Origin of the sequence: Pedobacter puniceum, assembly GCF_009674685.1 — a bacterium.
In the GTDB taxonomy this organism is placed as follows: domain Bacteria; phylum Bacteroidota; class Bacteroidia; order Sphingobacteriales; family Sphingobacteriaceae; genus Pseudopedobacter; species Pseudopedobacter puniceum.
In genome coordinates this window covers 339,364-358,938 of the sequence record NZ_WKJI01000001.1, presented here as the reverse complement: position 1 = coordinate 358,938, position 19,575 = coordinate 339,364, and the positions used below count along the sequence as shown (strand labels likewise).

At 33.0% G+C, this 19,575-nt stretch carries 21 protein-coding genes; 3 read left to right on the top strand and 18 right to left on the bottom strand.

Annotation, left to right across the window (positions count from 1 at the left end):
• Position 1: 1 nt before the first annotated feature.
• The 18 genes from nuoL to ubiE all read right to left on the bottom strand — a co-directional run bounded on the left by nuoL (position 2) and on the right by ubiE (position 16,121).
• A complete protein-coding gene (nuoL, locus tag GJJ64_RS01690; protein WP_154286040.1) occupies positions 2–2,053 on the bottom strand; it encodes an NADH-quinone oxidoreductase subunit L in 2,052 nt (683 codons plus the stop codon).
• On the bottom strand, positions 2,053–2,358 hold the full coding sequence (gene nuoK / locus GJJ64_RS01685) for an NADH-quinone oxidoreductase subunit NuoK (protein WP_026903937.1): 306 nt from the start codon (positions 2,356–2,358) through the stop codon (positions 2,053–2,055). Before nuoK ends, nuoL begins: the two co-directional genes overlap by 1 nt.
• Complete coding sequence (locus tag GJJ64_RS01680) at positions 2,351–2,893, bottom strand: NADH-quinone oxidoreductase subunit J family protein (RefSeq protein WP_154286039.1); 543 nt, start codon at positions 2,891–2,893, stop codon at positions 2,351–2,353. The genes nuoK and GJJ64_RS01680 overlap by 8 nt, the downstream gene beginning before the upstream one ends.
• Before the next feature lie 49 nt (positions 2,894–2,942).
• Positions 2,943–3,527: a 4Fe-4S binding protein gene (locus GJJ64_RS01675; RefSeq protein ID WP_154286038.1), complete on the bottom strand. Its 585-nt coding sequence runs from the start codon at positions 3,525–3,527 to the stop codon at positions 2,943–2,945.
• A gap of 1 nt (position 3,528) precedes the next feature.
• Entirely contained in the window at positions 3,529–4,599 is a 1,071-nt protein-coding gene (locus GJJ64_RS01670) for a complex I subunit 1/NuoH family protein (protein WP_154286037.1), read from the bottom strand.
• Positions 4,600–4,677: 78 nt separating this feature from the next.
• On the bottom strand, positions 4,678–5,490 hold the full coding sequence (gene murI, locus GJJ64_RS01665) for a glutamate racemase (RefSeq protein ID WP_154286036.1): 813 nt from the start codon (positions 5,488–5,490) through the stop codon (positions 4,678–4,680).
• Between the two features lie 90 nt (positions 5,491–5,580).
• Positions 5,581–6,093, bottom strand: a complete 513-nt coding sequence (locus tag GJJ64_RS01660; RefSeq protein ID WP_154286035.1) for an OmpH family outer membrane protein — start codon at positions 6,091–6,093, stop codon at positions 5,581–5,583.
• A gap of 45 nt (positions 6,094–6,138) precedes the next feature.
• A complete protein-coding gene (locus GJJ64_RS01655; RefSeq protein WP_154286034.1) occupies positions 6,139–6,663 on the bottom strand; it encodes an OmpH family outer membrane protein in 525 nt (174 codons plus the stop codon).
• Positions 6,664–6,671: 8 nt separating this feature from the next.
• Positions 6,672–9,194 carry an outer membrane protein assembly factor BamA gene (gene bamA / locus GJJ64_RS01650; protein ID WP_154286033.1) on the bottom strand — a complete coding sequence of 841 codons (2,523 nt, stop codon included), beginning with the start codon at positions 9,192–9,194 and terminating at the stop codon, positions 6,672–6,674.
• Between the two features lie 61 nt (positions 9,195–9,255).
• On the bottom strand, positions 9,256–9,996 hold the full coding sequence (locus GJJ64_RS01645) for an isoprenyl transferase (protein ID WP_154286032.1): 741 nt from the start codon (positions 9,994–9,996) through the stop codon (positions 9,256–9,258).
• Between the two features lie 23 nt (positions 9,997–10,019).
• Complete coding sequence (gene porG, locus GJJ64_RS01640; RefSeq protein ID WP_154286031.1) at positions 10,020–10,826, bottom strand: type IX secretion system protein PorG; 807 nt, start codon at positions 10,824–10,826, stop codon at positions 10,020–10,022.
• Between the two features lie 8 nt (positions 10,827–10,834).
• Entirely contained in the window at positions 10,835–11,716 is an 882-nt protein-coding gene (locus GJJ64_RS01635; protein ID WP_154286030.1) for an NAD kinase, read from the bottom strand.
• A gap of 51 nt (positions 11,717–11,767) precedes the next feature.
• Positions 11,768–12,433 carry a CBS domain-containing protein gene (locus GJJ64_RS01630; RefSeq protein WP_154286029.1) on the bottom strand — a complete coding sequence of 222 codons (666 nt, stop codon included), beginning with the start codon at positions 12,431–12,433 and terminating at the stop codon, positions 11,768–11,770.
• On the bottom strand, positions 12,430–13,194 hold the full coding sequence (locus GJJ64_RS01625; protein WP_154286028.1) for an alpha/beta fold hydrolase: 765 nt from the start codon (positions 13,192–13,194) through the stop codon (positions 12,430–12,432). Before GJJ64_RS01625 ends, GJJ64_RS01630 begins: the two co-directional genes overlap by 4 nt.
• A 134-nt stretch (positions 13,195–13,328) precedes the next feature.
• Entirely contained in the window at positions 13,329–13,778 is a 450-nt protein-coding gene (locus GJJ64_RS01620; protein ID WP_154286027.1) for a GatB/YqeY domain-containing protein, read from the bottom strand.
• Between the two features lie 48 nt (positions 13,779–13,826).
• Positions 13,827–14,588, bottom strand: a complete 762-nt coding sequence (locus GJJ64_RS01615; protein WP_154286026.1) for an SDR family oxidoreductase — start codon at positions 14,586–14,588, stop codon at positions 13,827–13,829.
• 40 nt (positions 14,589–14,628) lie between these two features.
• The gene (gene porT, locus GJJ64_RS01610; protein ID WP_154286025.1) at positions 14,629–15,393 is read right to left on the bottom strand and encodes a type IX secretion/gliding motility protein PorT/SprT; all 765 of its coding nucleotides are present in this window, start codon (positions 15,391–15,393) and stop codon (positions 14,629–14,631) included.
• Entirely contained in the window at positions 15,390–16,121 is a 732-nt protein-coding gene (gene ubiE / locus GJJ64_RS01605) for a bifunctional demethylmenaquinone methyltransferase/2-methoxy-6-polyprenyl-1,4-benzoquinol methylase UbiE (RefSeq protein ID WP_154286024.1), read from the bottom strand. Before ubiE ends, porT begins: the two co-directional genes overlap by 4 nt.
• Positions 16,122–16,325: 204 nt before the next feature.
• Between ubiE and yihA the strand changes: the two genes are divergently transcribed.
• From yihA to GJJ64_RS01590, 3 genes are read left to right on the top strand one after another with little or no spacing between them, the layout of a single operon-like run.
• Complete coding sequence (yihA, locus tag GJJ64_RS01600) at positions 16,326–16,964, top strand: ribosome biogenesis GTP-binding protein YihA/YsxC (RefSeq protein WP_154286023.1); 639 nt, start codon at positions 16,326–16,328, stop codon at positions 16,962–16,964.
• Between the two features lie 3 nt (positions 16,965–16,967).
• Positions 16,968–17,831 (top strand): UbiA-like polyprenyltransferase, encoded by an 864-nt coding sequence (locus GJJ64_RS01595; RefSeq protein WP_154286022.1) that lies wholly within the window; start codon positions 16,968–16,970, stop codon positions 17,829–17,831.
• Positions 17,828–19,534: a M3 family oligoendopeptidase gene (locus GJJ64_RS01590; RefSeq protein WP_154286021.1), complete on the top strand. Its 1,707-nt coding sequence runs from the start codon at positions 17,828–17,830 to the stop codon at positions 19,532–19,534. Before GJJ64_RS01595 ends, GJJ64_RS01590 begins: the two co-directional genes overlap by 4 nt.
• Positions 19,535–19,575 lie beyond the last annotated feature (41 nt).

Below are 19,575 nucleotides of genomic sequence, written 5' to 3'. Positions count from 1 at the left end.
TTTAAAATATCATTAGATATATAAAGAAAGTAATCATAATTAAAAGCATCCATACGATGTAATGCTGTACTTTTCCGTTCTGAACATTTCTAAACCAAATATTCAAACGTTCTACCACACTAGCCACACCATTAACTAAACCATCAATAATATATACATCAAACCAGTTTGCTAGACTTGAAATATGTATAATAGCTGTGGCCGATGAATTCACCAAACCGTCTATCACATTTTTATCAAACCAATAATAGGCTTTAGCTTTTAGTAAAGTTGGTTTTACGATGGCAGCATCATAAATCTCATTAAAGTACCATTGTTTATAAGAAAATTTAAAAATCCAGGTTTGTTCTAAACCAAAACTGAATTTGTTTCTTGCATAAGCTAAATAAGTAATCAATAGCAAACCTAAGCTTAAAATATTGATGTAAATAGGTACTAGAATATGATAAATACCACCTACATGCTGTTGTGGTGCCAACTCATTAAATAACCAAGAAGCCTCTAAACTAAATGGCTGAAAAGAGAAAACAAAAGTCACACAAAAAACAGCTAAAACCATTACTGGATATTTTAACCAGACATTAGCTTCATGAATTTTAAATTGATGATGATCTGCTTCTAATAGTTGAGGTAGTCTAAAATCGCCAAAGAAAACTTTAAAAACTACTCTGAAAATATAAAAAGTAGTTAGCCATGAGGTTAATGAAACAATGATGGGGAAAATCCAAAAGACACCTCCTTTTACATCAGCCCACTCAAAAACACTAATCAAAATAGCATCCTTTGATAAATAACCTGAGGTAAAAGGTAAACCTGATAAAGCCATAGCAGCTATAATAAAAACAATGGCTGTTATAGGCATACTTTTGAAAAGTCCGCCCATGAAAGTCATATCTTGTTCATCAAACTGAAGTTGATGTTTTTCTTTTAAGTGATGTAATTCATGAATAATGATACCTGCCCCTAAAAACAGTAAACACTTAAAGAAAGCATGGGTAACGAGATGAAAAATTGCAGAAGCTTCATCGCCTACGCCAATAGCCAACATCATAAAACCTAATTGAGAGATGGTTGAAAAAGCTAAAACCCTCTTGATATCATTTTGAGTAAGCGCTATAGTAGCAGCCATAAAAGCTGTAAATACACCTATTGATGCTATTATAATTAAAACGCTTTCATTAAACAAAGGTGCTATCCTTACCAATAAAAAAACACCCGCAGCTACCATGGTTGCAGCATGTATTAAGGATGAAACGGCCGTTGGCCCCTCCATAGCATCGGGTAACCAAGTATGTAAAGGAAATTGTGCCGATTTTGCAGCCGCTCCAGCAAAGAAACAAAGCCCTGCGATAGTTAGCCAATAATCGGGCATCATGTTAAACGGACTTACCCACATGCCGTTGCTTGTAAAAGATGATGCAATTAAATTACCGCTACCAAATAAAGCATCAATATCTAAAGTGTGGAAATGGCTCAGCATAATCATGATACCGGCTAAAAAGCCTAAATCGCCAAGCCTATTCATTATAAAAGCTTTTTTATTTGCTGAAACAGCTTTTTCCTTTGTAAACCAGAAACCTATCAATAAGTAAGAAGAAAAACCTACTAATTCCCAGAATATATAAATTAAGAAAAGATTATCTGCCAAAACCAAGCTCAGCATAGAGAAACAAAACAAGCTTAAATAGGCAAAATAGCGTGGCTTAAGTTTGTCTTTCCTTATATACTCTACTGAATAAATATGTACCAATAATGCTATTAAGGTGATTAATAATAGCATGAGCACCGTAAGGTCATTAAATAAGAAGCCTAACCGGATATCAAAATTATTAAAAGCTATCCAAGGGATAGAAAAATGAAGCGTTTTACTAAACCAAACTTTTATAAATAGGATAATAGCTGCGATAAAACTTATGGATATAGCTGTTATAGCTATAAGAGAAGCAAAACGCTTAAAAATTAAACTAAAGAAAAATGATATTAATGGAGCACAAATAAGTAAGAAAGCTAAAATTAGCACCATTTGATTTGATATGTTGATGATACTATCCATTAACCTCTTAAAGAATTAGCTTTATTAGGGTCGATGGTTTTTACCCTTTTAAAGAAGTTTAATATGATAACCAAACCAACGGCTACAGAAGCAGCAGCCAATACAATAACAAATAATGCAAAAAGCTGTCCGTTGTTATTGATAACGTCGTATTTAGCAAAAGCTACGAGATTTAGAATGGAGGCATTTATCATTAGTTCTATACCAATTAGAACTTGTATAGCATTTTTTCTAGTGATAACTGCGTAGATACCCAAACAAAATAAAACAGCTGCAATAAATAGAAAATGCTGCAAACTAATCATTGTTAGGCTCCTTTCTTGCTAAATGAGCAGCACTTACCAAAGTCATCATCAGCAAAATAGAAATCAACTCGAAAGGCAATAAAAACCTCCCCATAATGTTAACACCAATATTATGAACATTACTGGTTTGTGCTTTGTCTATCAATAGTTTATTTGATTTTATCCAATCTAATTGCTCAAAATCAACTAATAAAATAGCGTATATTAAAATAACTAATAAAGCAATAGTGATTATAGTAGCTGGAATTCTGTTAGCAGATAGTGCTTCTTTCTTTAGGTTCACAATATTGTCTAAAGAATCTTTTGAGGAAAGCATAAAAACAAATAAGAGCATAACCAACACGCCACCAACGTAAATAACAATTTGAGTTAAAGCTACAAAATCTGCTAAGGCAAAAACATATAATCCTGCTACACTTAACAGGGTAACAAAAAACATAAAAACAGAACGTACCAAGTTTTGACTAGCTACTACATAAACACCACTTAAAATGGCTATCGCTGCAAAAACGTAAAATACTATCTGTTCTACCATATTATATTTTTCTGATGGATGACTTCATCGTCAAACAAAAGAAATGTATTTATTCTTTATTATCCTGCTTAAGTGCTGCTAATTTAGCTGCTTGACGCTCTGCCAATTGTTGTTCTAATGCCTGTCTTTTTTCTTCTGCTTCAGCCTCTGTCATATTCGCAAATTTATAATTCAAATCAGAAATATGAGGCACACTTCTATCATATTCGCTTGTCATGGTGATACATTCAGTAGGGCAAACTGTAGTGCATAAACCGCAATACATACACTTAGCCATATCTATATCAAACTTTGGCGCATATAATCTTTTTACAGAGCCATCGGATGTTTTTCCTATAGCTTCTGTGGCTTTAATAGATTCTATATCGATACAATTAACAGGGCATATTTTTGCGCATAAATCGCATACAATACAGTCATCAATTTCTACATGTAGTTGATACCTACCCACTTCTGGCACAGGTATAGTTTCTTTTGGATATTGAACAGTTACGATACCCTCTGTTTGGTCAAAATATCCGCTATGCTCTACAGACTTTATTTTCTTATCCGCTTTAGCGTTAAAAAAGTGTTTTAGAGTTAAGGATAAACCTTTCCAGGCTGTTGTAAATCCGTTTAAAGCTCTTTTTATCATATCAAAATAACAACAGCCTCCATAAACCTGAAATAACTAAACATGCAAACGCTAAAGGCGTAAGTACTTTCCAACATAAGCTCATCAACTGATCTACACGTAAACGTGGTAAAGTCCACCTAATCCACATTTGAGCAGCAACTACAAGCAAGCTTTTTATCAACACCCAAAATATGCCCCAAAACATACCAGTGGTGTAGTCTGCTAGTTTTAAGCTCCCAATGTTTGGCAAAGGTGTATTCCATGCTCCTAAAAATAAAGTAACACCAAACATGGCAACCAAAAACATCATAGCATATTCTGCTAAGAAGATAAAGGCAAATCTTAATCCTGTATATTCTGTATGGAAACCGCCTATCAACTCAGACTCTGCCTCTGGGATATCAAAAGGCGCCCTATTACACTCTGCAAGAGATGCAATAAAGTAAATGATATAGGCAATGATTAAATGCGGAGCTTGAAAAATATTCCATGCTAAAATGCCACCAATGGCTTTAACATCCCAAAAACCAAAAAATCTTATTTCTTGTTGTGCTAAAACACCTTGATTTAAACCAATGAGTTGCAAATCTAGCGTCTGAGCTATCATTACCGCAGCTATAATAGCGAAGCCAATGGGAATCTCGTAAGAAACTATTTGAGCTACAGAACGTACCGCACCAATTAAACTGTATTTATTGTTTGAACCCCAGCCGGCCATTAAAATCCCTAAAGCTTCTACTGAAATGATAGCAAAAACGTAAAAAACACCCAAATTCATACTTACAGGTGTTAAACCAGGCGCCCAAGGTAAAGCGGCAAAGCCTAAATAAACAGCAACAAATATGATGACTGGAGCTAAAGTAAACAGCACTTTATCTGCCACGGTAGGAACTATAAATTCTTTTTGGATAAGCTTAAGAATATCGGCGAGAGTTTGCATCCAACCAAACTTACCCACTTCCATAGGGCCAAGTCTATCTTGAATAAAAGCAGATATCTTTCTTTCTGCGTAAACGCCAAATAGAGAAAACACTGCAATAAATGCAAAAATAAGGCTTGCGGTAAGTATATAGAGGATGTAAAAGTCCAATCTTAAACAGCTTAGTTTATTAAGATTGCAAACTTAATGATTTAGATTCTAAAATGCCCCTATGAATGATAAAATAGCTTATTTATCCCAAATATTTTTTTGAACAAGGTTAATCTTATCACCAAAAAATAATTTAGTACTCTGCTCAAAAGATGGCGTTTTATCAGAAACATAAAACTCATCTTTAGGCAACTCTTCAGTAGGGTTGATGAGATTTAGTACTTCTAACTGCCTTTTAACATCATCAGCAACAATATCTGCGGTACTTAAGACCTCAACTTTTTCGTGATAATAAGCTTTAATTTCCTTTTTTATTAATGGATAATGAGTACAAGCTAAAATAAGCGAATCTATTTTTTTTAGCTTTGGCGATGATAAGTAAGAGTTGATAATAGTTTGACTGATGTTATTCTCGAAAAATCCTTCCTCTATCATAGGCGCTAATAAAGGCGTAGCTAAAGATTTAACTTCAACAGTAGGTTTTGCTTGTTGAATTTTTAAAGCATAAACATTAGAACGTATGGTAGCTTTGGTTGCTATTACACCAACTTTTTGGTATTGCTGATGATTCACAATAAAATCAACCACAGGGTCTATCACATTAAAAATGGGTAACTCTTCTCCTAAAAAATCTTTTAAATCTTGATAACCTAAGGATGATGCCGTATTGCAGGCTATTACGATTACTTTACACCCCTTTTCTTGTAAAAACTTGCCTATTTTAAGACTATAGTATTTTATAGCTTCCGGAGATTTATCGCCGTAAGGCATATGAGCTGTATCTCCAAAATAAATAATTTTTTCGTGAGGAAGAACTTTTCTGATAGCACTAGCTACAGTTAAGCCTCCGATACCAGAATCAAAAATACCTATAGGTTGTGTTTCTTTCATGTAATAGGATACAAGCTACAAATAAAACAAAAAAAATGCGAAGCCTTTAATTGGCTTCGCATTTAAATATCGTATATCGCTAAAGCAATATTATTTTAAACCTAATTTAGTTTTAACATCTGCAAGGATATTTATACCCCCGTCAAAATAAACAATACCTGGCTGTGTAGTATCAAAAACATAAGCGTAACCTTTTTCCTTAGCTACAGCTTTTACAGCATCCTCTGCTTTTTTAAGAATTGGATCGTATAACTCACCTCTTTTTTTCTCAAAATTTTCACCTGCTTTTTGTTGAAACTCTTGAATTCTTTTCTCTAAGTCTTGAATTTCTTTGATTTTCATCTCTTTCATAGCATCGCTTAAAGTTTTTTCTTTAGACTGGTAATCTTGAACTTTAGCCTGATACTCTGAATACATGGTTTTACCATCTGTATCTAAAGTAGTTTTATAAGTCTCTAATTGTTTGTCTGCTGTTACTACCTCTGGCATAGCTTTAATAAGCTCTGCAGAATTGATATAGGCAATTTTCTGTTGTGCATTAGCCACATTCCCAGCAAAAAATAAACATCCTGCTACTAACGCAATCTTAAATAATCTTTTCATTTCTATTTATATTTTTTTGTTTTTACGAGTTTATAATAAATTTTCCTATTTAGCAAATGAACCTGGCTTATATCCTAATCTTGTTATGATATCATTACTCTTGTCATAACTTGGTCTTGCAAAAAGCATGGTAACAGAGGCTTTGTCTAAAATAATGTCTAAACCTTCTCTAGCGGCATATTCTTCTATAGCCTTTCCTATTTTTTCTTGAATAGGTTTAATTAATTTTACTCTTTGTTGATAAAGCTCTCCCTCAAAACCAAAACGCTTTTGTTGTAAATCTGTAGCTTCTTTCTCTTTAATTTGTATTTCTTCTTCACGCTTCTTACGCATTTCATCGGTTAATAAAACCTGATCTGCTAAATAAGCCTTATTTAAAGTTTCTACTTCTATAAATTTCTTGTCAATTTCTTTTTGCCATTGTTCTGATAAACCATCAAGCTGTTTTTGTGCTGATGAATATTCTGGAACATGTTTTAATATATAGTCTGAATCTACATAAGCCAAACGTTGTGCAAATGCTCCAACGCTACTTATAACGATTAATAAAACAGATATTATATATTTCATGATTTTAATTAGTTAAACCCACCTAATTGTTGTGCTATACTAAAGTGAAACTGCCCTTTATTGGCTTCGCTATTACCTATAATTCTATCAAAACCGTAACCGTAATCTATACCTAATAAACCAAAAATAGGTAAGAATATTCTGGCACCAACACCAACAGATCTTTTCACGTTAAACGGATTAAAATCTGCAAATCTGTTCCAAGTATTACCACCCTCCATAAATGCTAAGGCAAAAACTTGTGCTGATTCACTTAAAGTAATAGGATGTCTTAACTCTAAAACATATTTGTTAAATATTGGGCTACCAGCTGTAGTAGGTGCACCTTCTGGTACTACCGAGTTATTTGCATAACCTCTTAAACCAATAACCTCAGAACCTTGTAAAAAGTCAAACCCTTGTAAACCATCCCCACCTAATCTAAATCTTCCGAATGGGGCTTGGCCAACTGCTTTGTTGTAGAAGCCGATGAAACCAAATTGAGCTTGCGCTTTTAAAATCATCTTTCCATAAATTCTTTGGAAAAATTGTGACTCAAACTTCCACTTGTGATACTCAGTAAATTTATACCTTTCAGATGTAGCCAAGTTGTCGTAATTTTTACCGTTGAAAGATGAATAAGGTAAAGTTGCCTGTACTGTAAATTTAATATTTGAACCTGATGTTGGGAATATAGGTGCATCAATGGAGTTTCTACTGAAAACCTGAGATAAACTTAAATCGTAAGAATCTCCATTTTCAAACAAATAACCCGCATAGTTCTTTAATTTAAATTGTTGTAAGTTGGCAGAATAATCTACTCTAAAAAAGTCATCTGGCCATTTCAACTGCTTACCCAAACTAAATGTTAAACCATTTAGACGGATTTTTTGCTGTATAGGATTAGAGTTTGCTAAACCATTACTTTGTAAAGATGTAAATGCACTTATACCAAAATAAATAGGCTTTTTACCTCCAAACCAAGGCTCAGAAAATGAGAAACTGTAGGATTGATAGAATTTACCGTTGGTTTGTCCTCTGATACTTAATTTTTGTCCATCTCCTTTTGGTAATGGCTTATAAGCTTTTAGGTTAAATAAGTTCTTTGCAGAAAAATTATTGAACGTTAAACCCAAAGTACCCACTACCCTGCCACCACCAAAACCTCCAGAAAGCTCTATCTGGTCTGATGGTTTTTCAACAACAGTATACTGAATATCTACGGTACCGTCTGCTGGGTTAGGTATTGGCTTAATATCAACTTTTTGCTCATCAAAATTACCTAATTGAGTAATTTGTCTTTGCGAACGAATTAATGCGTCTTTAGAGAATTTCTGACCAGGTTTAGTTCTAATCTCTCTTAAAACCACTTGATCATTCGTAAGCTCATTTCCTTTTAAAATGATTTTATTAATAGTATACTGTGGACCTTCAAATATTCTGATTTCCAAGTCAATGGTATCATTATAGATTTTTGTTTGTACGGGGTCTACATTGAAAGTTAAATAACCATCATTTAAATAAAGAGAAGAAACATCGTCACTATTAGGGCTAGAACGTAGTGTTTTCTCTAATTTTTCTTCGCTAAAAACTTCGCCCTTTTCAATTTTTAAAACTTGTTTTAAAATAGATGTTGGGTATTTAGCATTACCTACAAAGTTTATATTTCCAAAATAGTATTTAGGCCCTTCATGCACCTTCATATCTATATTGATAGACTTTTTATTGTTCGGATAAATAGTATCTGACACTATTTCAGCTTCTCGGTAGCCTTTTTCACGCATTTTAGCTACCAGTTTATCTTTATCTTCCTCGTATTTCTCTTGAATAAATTTACCTGAGCCAAAAACTTTATACCATGCCTGTTCATGAGTCTTCTTCATGAATTTTTTAAGCTTAGCATCGGTAAACTCTTTATTACCTTCAATATTGATAGCGTTTACTTTTACCTTATTGTTCTTATCTACTTTAACAAAAACAATTTTACTGTTAGAGTCAGAAGTATCAGCTTTGTAAGTAATATCTATTTCTGTATTGAGATAGCCTTTCTCAAAAAAGTGCTTTTTAATAATAGCATTAATGGTTTTGTTTAAATTCTCATTAACTACTTTACTTTTTTGATTATTTAGTTTCTCTTGGATTTCTGTAGTTTCTGATTTTGTTAAACCTGATAATTTTATAGATGATACGCGAGGTACCTCAACTAAATTAAGATTAAAATAAACAGAGTCTCCTTGAATTTTAGCAATAGAAAGCTCTATGTCTTCAAATAAACGTTGATCCCATAAGTTTTTTACTGCGGCAGAAGTAGCTTCACCTGGTACCATAATTCTATCGCCAACAGCCAATTTGGAGATGGTTAATAAAACAGCAGTATCTAAATAATTTACTCCGTTGATTTTAATACCTGCAATGGTATATTCTTTAGGATTTAGGTATCCTATTTCATCATCTGAAGCTTTTGGAGTGTTATTTCTTGAGGACGGACGTAGTTGCGCAAATCCAGAAAAACAAAGATTGATGAATATAATGGCTAAAAATAATTTCTTCATTTATTTACGTATCGTGGCTAAATTAACTTTATTCTTTGTTAAAATTTGTTAAAAGTAAAATTTAGCTAATTTGTTCGCTTGTTAAACCGAACCTTCTTTCTCTTTGTTGATAATCTAATATGGCTTCAAACAGGTCTTCTCTCCTGAAATCTGGCCAAAGCTTATTAGTAAAATATAATTCGGCGTAAGCTAATTGCCAAAGTAAATAATTACTAATTCTATATTCTCCACTGGTTCTTATCATTAATTCTGGGTCTGGTAAATTATGTGTAGAAAGATAAGATGAAAACAAAGTTTCAGTAATATCATCTTCTTTTATTTTACCAGCAGCAACATCAGCAGCAATTTTTTTTGATGCTTCTGTAATTTCCCATCTTGAGCTATAAGATAACGCTAAAGTTAAGGTCAAACGTGTATTACCTGCCGTTTTTGCCATTGCTTCTTTTAGCTCTTTATAACATCTTGATGGTAATGCTTCTAAATTCCCAATAGCATTTAATCTTACATTATTCTCCATTAAGGTTTTAGTTTCTTTACTGATGGTACTTACCAAAAGCTCCATTAAAGCCGTAACTTCCAATTTTGGTCTATTCCAGTTCTCTGTAGAAAAAGCATATAAGGTTAGGTTTTTAACACCTAATTCTGCAGCTCCTTCTACTGTATCTCTAACGGCTAAAACACCATTTTTATGACCAAATACTCGTAATTTCCCTTGCTCCTTAGCCCATCTTCCATTGCCATCCATTATAATGGCTACATGTTCTGGTAATTTTGAAACGTTAATTTGATCCCTGAAACTCATCTATTTATGTAAGATATTTTTAACTAAAATAACGGACAATTTTGACGCACAAAGGTATAAGATAAGGTAATACCCGCAAATAGGTAGGTATCCTTTTTTCTAAAATCACCTCTTTGTATGCCTTTTGCATCTGGTGTAGCCGGATTACCTAATTTATTTTGCCCTAAAGAACGGTCTGCAAGTGCAGCTCTAGTACCTCCATAGGCTATATTTGGGTATCTCTGGCTTACATCATCTAAATAATCTGTATTGGCTTTTCTAAATCCAAATTCTGCCGCTATATTGAGTTTTTCGTTAATTCTATATTTTACCCCGGCACCTAAAGGTATAGATGTTGAAATTGTTTTATAGGCTTCGCCAGAAGTTTGCCCTTCTGTATTAAACAATCTTAACTCGTAAGTTTCTCCTCTAAAATCTGTTTTGGGGTTAAAACCAAAAACAGATAAACCGGTAAATATAAAAGGAGTAATTCTAGACTGACCAAAGTTTAAACCGTAATCAAAAAAGTTAAACTCAACTAATAAACTTCCCTCTGTTATAGTTGAGTAAAAGTTAAGATTTCTCTCTCGGTCTTGTGCAAAATCAGAATCTGCATCATTAGCACTCACTTTTCCGTTAAGCACAGATAATTTTAAAGACCAAAAACCGTCGAAATTTCTTTTAACAGAACCTCCTAAAGCTAAATTGTTAAACTTATAAAACTTATGTTGATTTAAATCTCCTTGATAAGCCATACCTCCTGCACTAATACCCAACTCCCAAGTTTGGGGAAAAACTTGGTAAGGCCCTAAAAAACAAAGTAATAAAAGGAGCTTGAGAGGTTTAATCATTTAAAGATTTAGTAATTTCTGGTATCTATACCCCAAAGTAATTTGTTTCTTAACGTAGATAAATAGGTTTCATTGTTTAACCTTACTAGGTTGATGTCAAAATCTGCTCTTTTAACACTTAAAGTTATAGATGTGTCTACAATTTCTGTTCTAGAATCGCAGGTTACGAGGTACTTAGAGCTTCTACCTTCTATTTCAAAAGTAAGAGTATGAGCATCAGACAAAACAACAGGCCTTACATTAAGATTATGAGGAGAAATTGGCGTTATCACCATATTACCTGACCTCGGGAATACAATAGGACCACCACAACTTAAAGAGTAAGCGGTGGAACCTGTTGGGGTTGCAACAATTAAACCATCAGCCCAATAAGAGTTTAAAAATTCGCCATCCAAATAACAATGAACAAGCATCATGGCAGAGTTATCTCTCTTATGTATAGTTAAATCGTTAAGTGCAAAATTAAGATCTTGAAAAAGGTTTTGATTTGATTCTACTTTTAGTAATCGTCTTACATCCAAAGTAAATTTATGATTGATGAGGCCTTCTATAGCTGTTTTAATACCTTCTTTACTTACACTTGCAAGAAAACCCAACCTACCAAAGTTGATACCAACCATTGGGATACCAGAATCTCTAACAAAAGTTACGGTATCAAGCATGGTTCCGTCACCGCCAAGGCTTATCATCACATCAACTTTATTTTTGATGTCTAAATGAGTTTTAAACGTACCAAACTGTTTAGGGAGAAATAATTTATCCTTTACAAATTCAAAAAAATCCTGATAGACTAAAACTTCTACCTCATGCTCTACCAAACAATCAAAAACTTGTTGTACGTAGGGTAAAACCGAGTTATTAAATTGTCTGCCGTAAATTCCAATGATCATTACTTTTATTTTATATCAATGAATGAGGATTAATTTTTTAATTGGCTAATCTTAATCAAAGCTCAAATAATTCATCAAAGAATCAAAACGATCTTTAGAATCATTATCGCGTTGTAAATGATTAAAAGTAGCTTTAACTGTATAATCGTATCTTAAAAAAGAAGCAATTATTTGGCTGATATCTGTTTTATTAACTTTTATGGTAATTTCTAGTTTGGTAGAGTTAACCACCGTATCTACATAAGAGCTTAAAATTTGTACATTATTAGACTCTACAATTTGTGCTATATGAGATAAAGAATTGTTACGGTTGCTAATTTCTAATATGATAATCCCGCCAGGCTCTGCTACTGAAGTAATCTTAGCAAAATATTCTGTTAAAGTATTGATAGAAATTAAACCCAGATAATTCATACTACTATCAAGAACTGGTACTGCTGTTAATTTTTGCTCGTAAAACAGTCTGATAACTTCGTAAATGTGTTGATCTTCATAAACAAATGGATTTATTAAAGATAAGTTTATGTTTCCTACTGTGGTATCGTAATCAGGAATTTCAATGATATCTTCATCTGAAATTAAACCCAAAAATTGAGTTTCATTTACGATGGGCAAATGATTTAGCCTAAACTCAGCCATGCGATCCTCAACTTTCTGAATAGTATCAGAGGTTTTGATGGGTGGTATCGCATCTGATATGAGTTGCGCTGCAATCATTGATTATCTATCTTTTCTAAAACTTTATTTAAAATTTGGTTAAACTCTGCTGGCTGTTCCATCATAGGTGCATGGCCGCATTTATCTATCCAATATAACTCAGAATTTGGCAGTAAATTATGGAACTCATCTGCTACTTCTGGTGGTGTAATTCTATCATTTCTACCCCAAATTAAAGCCACAGGCAATTTTATCTTATGCAAGTCTTTAGACATATTATGTCTAATTGCTGATTTAGCCATAGCTAAAATCCTGATAACTTTATTTCTATCATTTACGGTTTCAAAAACTTCATCAACCAATTCTTTGGTAGCTGTAGCTGGGTCATAAAAAGTAAATTCTACTTTTTCCTTTATAAAATCGTAATTCTCTCTTTTAGGAAAAGAACCTCCAAAAGAGTTTTCATACAAACCAGAACTCCCAGTTAAAACCAATGCTTTAACAAATTCTGGATGAGATGTAACAAAAACTAAACCAACATGGCCTCCTAATGAATTTCCTAAAACAATAACGTTTTGAAATTTCTTAAATTTCACAAATTTATGTACAAACTTGGCCAGACTTTTAACGCCGGTAGTTAACAGAGGTAAATCATAAATAGGCAGCATAGGAATAACTACCCTATAACGATCTTTAAATTCAAGTATAACTTCCTCCCAATTACTTAAGGCACCCATTAAACCATGGAGTAACAATAAAACCTCACCTTCTCCTTCTTCTATGTACTTGAAACCGTTTTCCTCTTTAATTGTAAACTCCATAAAAAATTATATCTCGATAATGTGTATCAATTGCTAAATTAATAGTCTGTTTTGAATTTGGGTACAAAACCTTATTAAATGTTTATAAAATTAATCTTTTAAGCGGTTTGTTAAAGAACTATTTCAATAAATTTTTAAGATAATAAGCTTTTTATACTTTCTGATATGGCTTTTCCATCTGCTTTACCAGAAAGCTCTTTACTAGCAACACCCATTATTTTACCCATTTCTTTAACAGAAGTTACATTTAATTTAGCTATTAATTGTTTCAAATAAGCATTTAATTCTTCTGTAGAAAGTTGTTTGGGCAAGTAATGCTCTATTACTTCAATTTCTTCTGCTTCTATCTGGTATAAATCTTCTCTATTCTGACTTTTATAAAAATCTGCCGATTCTTTTCTTTGTTTAACTAACTTTTGAAGAACCTTAATTTCTGCTTCTTCTGTTATTTCTGTTGAAGCACCTTTTTCTGTTTTTGCTAATAATAGAGCCGATTTTATGGCTCTTAAAGCTCTTAATTGAGCTTCGTTTTTAGCCAACATAGCAGCTTTAATATCTTGATTGATAGTAGTTTCTAAAGACATAATGATAATTAGGATTAAAACCTCTTTTCCTGAAATTAATAAGCTAAATTAAATATTTTTTAGATGATGACTAGTACTTGCTTGCGAAGTTGGCATAATCACCAAATCATTTATGTTAACATGCGCAGGTCTTGTAGCTATAAAAACTATGGTTTCTGCAATATCTGATGCCAATAAAGGCTCATAACCTTCGTAAACCTTGGCTGCTTTTTCTTTATCGCCATGAAATCTTACCATAGAAAATTCTGTTTCTACAGCACCAGGATGTATAGCACTTACTTTAATACCATGTGGTAATAAATCAATTCGCATAGCTTTGTTAAGTGCATCTACAGCATGTTTGGTAGCACAATAAACATTTCCATTGGCATAAACTTCTTTTCCGGCAATTGAACCTAGGTTTATGATATGGCCCGATTTTCTATTAACCATCCAAGAAGAAACTATTTTTGAAACATACAACAGTCCTTTAATATTGGTATCAATCATAGTTTCCCAATCTGTTAAGCTGCCTTGGTGTATAGGCTCAAGACCTTGGCTTAAGCCTGCATTATTAATTAAAACATCAATGCTTCGCCATGCTTCAGGTAAATCATGCAAATGTTGGGTAACGGCTTTGCAATCCCTAACATCGAAATTTAAGGCTATAACTTCTATTCCAAAATCTTGTTCAAGGTTTTGCTTTAAATGTTCAAGTTTATCCTTTCTTCTTCCGGTGATGATGATATTATAGTTAAGCTGAGCAAAAGCTTTTGCACAAGCTTCACCAATACCTGACGTAGCACCTGTTATCAATACAATTTTAGACATAGCAATTCTTTTTGCGAAAATATGATTTAAAATATGGCTCTTACTCGAAATATAAACTAAAAATAAAGTTTCTGAGAAAAAGTTTGTCCAATGGGGTAGAATATGGATCGTTACCTCTGCGTAAAACACTATTTACAGAATTAGCGATTTTTATTTCTGGAGATAACTTAAAAAACTCGAAATACAAATCAAAGCCTAAGCCTGCTTCATAAGAAAGAATACCTTGTTGGTTTTTTAATAATTTGTTGAAATAGGTATTATCTGCATCATCGGTATTCTTTTTTGCACCAATATCAAAACCGTATTTTAAACCACCAATAAGATAAGCCCTAAAATTCCCTTTACGTTCTGATTTTAATTTTAGTAACAAAGGAAAATCTACCATGGTAGAAGAAACAGCTCTTCTCGTAAACCCTTCAGGAGATTTTACTGTTTCTTGCTCATAAGAATTACTGCTTTCAAACTCATAATCTATAACCCTATCGGCAAAAACTAAGGTTGGTGTAAATCTTAAATCTAGATGCCTGGTAACATATAAATTGGCTAACAAGCCAATTCCAAAACCCGGATTTAAGCTAGAACTAATACTTTTTAAGCGTTCTGTTTTAGGCGGTGATGATTCGCTATCTACTAAATTGTTTCGCCAGTTTAAGCCCTTTTGGATTTTATATTCTGAGCCAATGTATTGAAAAGTAAAGCCAAAATGTAAAGGTTCATCATCTACACCGCCACCCCAATTACCTTGCGCTTGTACACCAATAGCAAGAAAAATAAGCGATAATAGAACTGATAAACTTTTTATCATTTAACTCCTGTGTATATAGAACAAATGCCAAACGCTAGCGGACGACATTTGGTATTTTTATACCCAACTTTTTCCATCAAATCTGTAAACCTACTTCCATCCGGGAAAGCCTCTACAGATTCTGGTAAGTAGCTATAAGCACTAGCATCTTTAGAAAAAATTTTACCAATTGTTGGTGTTATATAGTGGAAATAAAAATTATATAATTGTTTTATGGGAAATGCTTTAGGCTTAGAAAACTCTAGAATAACAGCCTTACCTCCCGGTTTTAAAACTCGCAACATATCGGCAACACCTTTCTCAAGGTTTTCAAAATTTCTTACGCCATATGCAACGGTTACTGCATCAAACGTATTATCATCAAATAAAAGCTTTTCAGAATCTCCAAGTCTTACTTCAAAGACTTCACTTTTATTTCTTTTAATGATTTTCTCATCAGCAATATTTAACATACCTTGAGAAATATCTACACCAATAATTTTTTTAGGTTTTAAAATATCTAAAGCCTCAAAAGCAAAATCACCAGTACCAGTAGCAACATCTAAAATATGTTGTGGTTTATCTTTCAAAAGCTCTTTTATTGCTTTTTTTCTCCATATAATATCAATACCTAAAGACAAAAAATGATTTAAGAAATCATATGTCTTAGAAATATTATTAAACATGGTAGCTACTTGCTCTTTTTTTGTAGCCTGCTGATCTTTATAAGGGGTAACGTTTTCTGCCATTATTGTGCGCAAAGATAAAATATATTTTACGAGCTACGATTTTTTTAAATGATGATTTAAATCCAACGCTAAATACTCGCAAATTTAAACCTTAAACGCATCTGTTTTGTTCGTTAAAATGATAAATTCTTAAATTCAAGAAGCAAAAAACTAATAAATAGGCCGTATATATTGAACTAAAAAACTAAACCTTACCTTTGCAGGATGATTATAAAGTCGGCAGAGTTTACCGTTAGCAATACCAAAATAAGCAAGTTACCACCACCAATATTGCCTGAATACGCTTTTATTGGCCGTTCTAACGTTGGTAAATCATCTCTTATCAATATGCTTTTAAATGCTAAGGGTTTAGCAAAAACATCCCAGAAACCTGGTAAAACACAATTAATTAATCACTTTTTAGTTAATAAAACTTGGTACGTAGTAGATTTACCTGGCTATGGCTATGCTAAAAGTTCTAAAAGTAACCGACAAGAGTGGGCAAAATTCATCAGAAACTACTTAGAAAAAAGAGAAAGTTTACAATGTGTTTTTGTCTTAATAGATAGCAGACTTGAACCTCAGAAAATTGATATTGAATTTTGCTGTTGGCTTGGCGAAAGAAGCATTCCTTTTATCTTAATTTTCACTAAAGCTGATAAACAATCTAGTGTAAAATCGCAACAAAATATGGCCGCATTTAAAAAAGCTTTGCTGGCCTATTTTGAAGAAATACCACAAATGATTTTAACATCATCAGAAAAACATTTAGGGAAAGATGATGTATTAAACTTTATCCAAGAAGTTAATCAAAATTTTATTGCCCCACAATTTGATTTTGAAGAGGAAGAAGAACAGGAATAAAGCATGAAAAAATATTTATCATTAGTAACCTTTTCGCACACCATTTTTGCAATGCCATTTGCTTTTATTGGTTTTTTTTTGGCTGTAAACACTACAAATCATTCTTTTTCGTGGTTTAAATTGCTTTTAATGGTATTATGTATGGTATTTGCCAGAAATGCTGCCATGGCGTTTAACAGATATTTAGACAGAGATATTGACGCTAAAAACCCAAGAACAAAAGTGCGTGACATACCTTCCGGAAGAATATCAGCTACCAATGCACTCCTATTTACTGTAGTTAACTGCTTACTTTTTATAGCTACAACATGGTTCATTAACAGGCTTTGTTTTTGGCTTTCGCCGATAGCCTTACTAGTTATTTTAGGTTATAGCGCTACTAAGAGATTTACCGCTCTATGCCATTTGGTGTTAGGTTTAGGCTTATCATTAGCGCCAATTGGCGCTTATTTGGTTGTAACCGGAGAATTTGCTCTTTTGCCGATACTTTTTTCTTTAGCCGTGTTATGCTGGGTAAGTGGTTTTGATATTATTTATGCTTTACAAGATGAAGAGTTTGACCGTGGTGAAAAATTACACTCTATACCCTCTTATTTTGGCAGAAGTAAAGCTTTATGGATAAGTAATATTTTACACATTTTATCTGCCTTATTTGTAATAGCACCAATTTTCATTGCTGCCGATAACTTTTCTTGGCCATATTATTTAGGTTTAGTCATCTTCATTAGTATGCTTGTTTACCAACACCAATTGGTTAAACCAAATGATTTAAGCCGAGTAAATTTTGCTTTTATGACTACCAATGGCATTGCATCTGTTGCTTTTGCAATTTGCTTTTTATTTGATATTTACTACCGTTCGTTATGATTATAGAAAAGAAAAAAAGAACTTATCTTCCTGAAAATCTTGAAATTAAATGGGATAATTTAGAACCTATTTTTCAGGAATTGTTGCAAAGAGAAATAAAATCTTCAGATGAACTAGAAACATGGCTAAAAAACAGAAGCGAACTTGAAGCCGCTTTAGAAGAAGATTTTGCTTGGCGATATATAAAAATGACTTGTGATACCTCCAATGAAGATTTAGTTAAAAGTTTCCAATATTTTGCTACTGAAATTGAGCCGCAAATAGCTCCATTGAGTAATCAGTTAAATGAAAAATTGGTTGCTTCTCCTTTTTTAAATCAATTAAATCAAGATAAATATTTCATTTACTTAAGAGGAGTTAAGAAAGCTTTAGCCCTTTTTAGGGAAGAAAACATCCCTTTACAAACAGAGCTACAAGTAGAACAGCAAAAGTATCAGGCTATAACCGGTAGCATGTCTGTAACCTTAAACGGACAAGAATATACGTTAGAGCAAGCTTCAAATTTCTTGAAAGATTTAAACAGACAAACAAGAAAAGAGGCTTGGGAAAGTATTACAAAGCGTCGTTTAGAAGATAAAGACAAATTAGACGAGCTTTTTAACAAACTAAAAGCTTTACGTCATCAAGTAGCTTTAAATGCAGGTTTTGATAACTTTAGAGATTACATGTTTGAATCTTTAGGCAGGTTTGATTACAATGCACAAGATTGCTTTAATTTTCATGATGCTATAGAAAAAGAGATTGTACCTATTTTAGCAGACCAAGCAGTAGAAAGAAAAAAAGCACTTCAATTATCTAACTTAAAACCTTGGGATACAGAGGTTGATACATCGGGTAAACCCGCTTTAAAACCTTTTGAAAACGGCCAAGAATTGATTGATAAATCTATCCAATGCTTTAACAAATTAAACCCTGTCTTAGGCGAAAAACTTGCCATCATGAAAGCCAATGGCTTTTTTGATGTAGAGAGCAGAAAAGGTAAGGCCCCAGGTGGTTATAACTATCCTTTAGCAGAAACTGGCGCTCCGTTCATTTTCATGAACTCTGCTGGTTCTTTTAGAGATTTAACAACCATGGTACATGAAGGCGGGCATGCCATACATACCTTTGTTACTGCAGATTTAGAGTTGAACGATTTTAAACACTGCCCTTCTGAAGTAGCAGAACTAGCTTCTATGTCTATGGAATTAATCTCTATGGACCATTGGGATGAGTTTTTCTCAGACCCAGAAGAATTAAAAAGAGCGAAGAAATATCAGCTAAAAGATGTTTTAAAAACACTTCCTTGGGTTGCCGTAGTTGATGCTTTCCAACACTGGATTTACACCAACCCAGAACATACTACGCAAGAACGTACCCAAGCCTGGAAAGAAATATTTACCAGATTTGGAGCCAACTTTGTGGATTGGACAGAACATAACGAAGCATTAGAAAATCTTTGGCAAAAGCAACTACACATATTTGAAGTTCCTTTTTATTATATAGAGTATGCTATTGCTCAATTAGGCGCCATAGCTGTTTGGAAGAATTATAAAGAAAACCCAGAAAAAGGCTTAAACAATTATTTAGATGCTTTAAAGTTGGGATATACCAAATCTATCAAAGAAATATATAAAACAGCCGGTATAGAATTTAATTTTAGTGCCAATTATGTAAAAGATTTAGCATCTTTTATTAAAGAAGAACTTAAAAAATTAGATTAACAAAAAAGCCGGTTTAGCCGGCTTTTTTATTTTATAAGTCA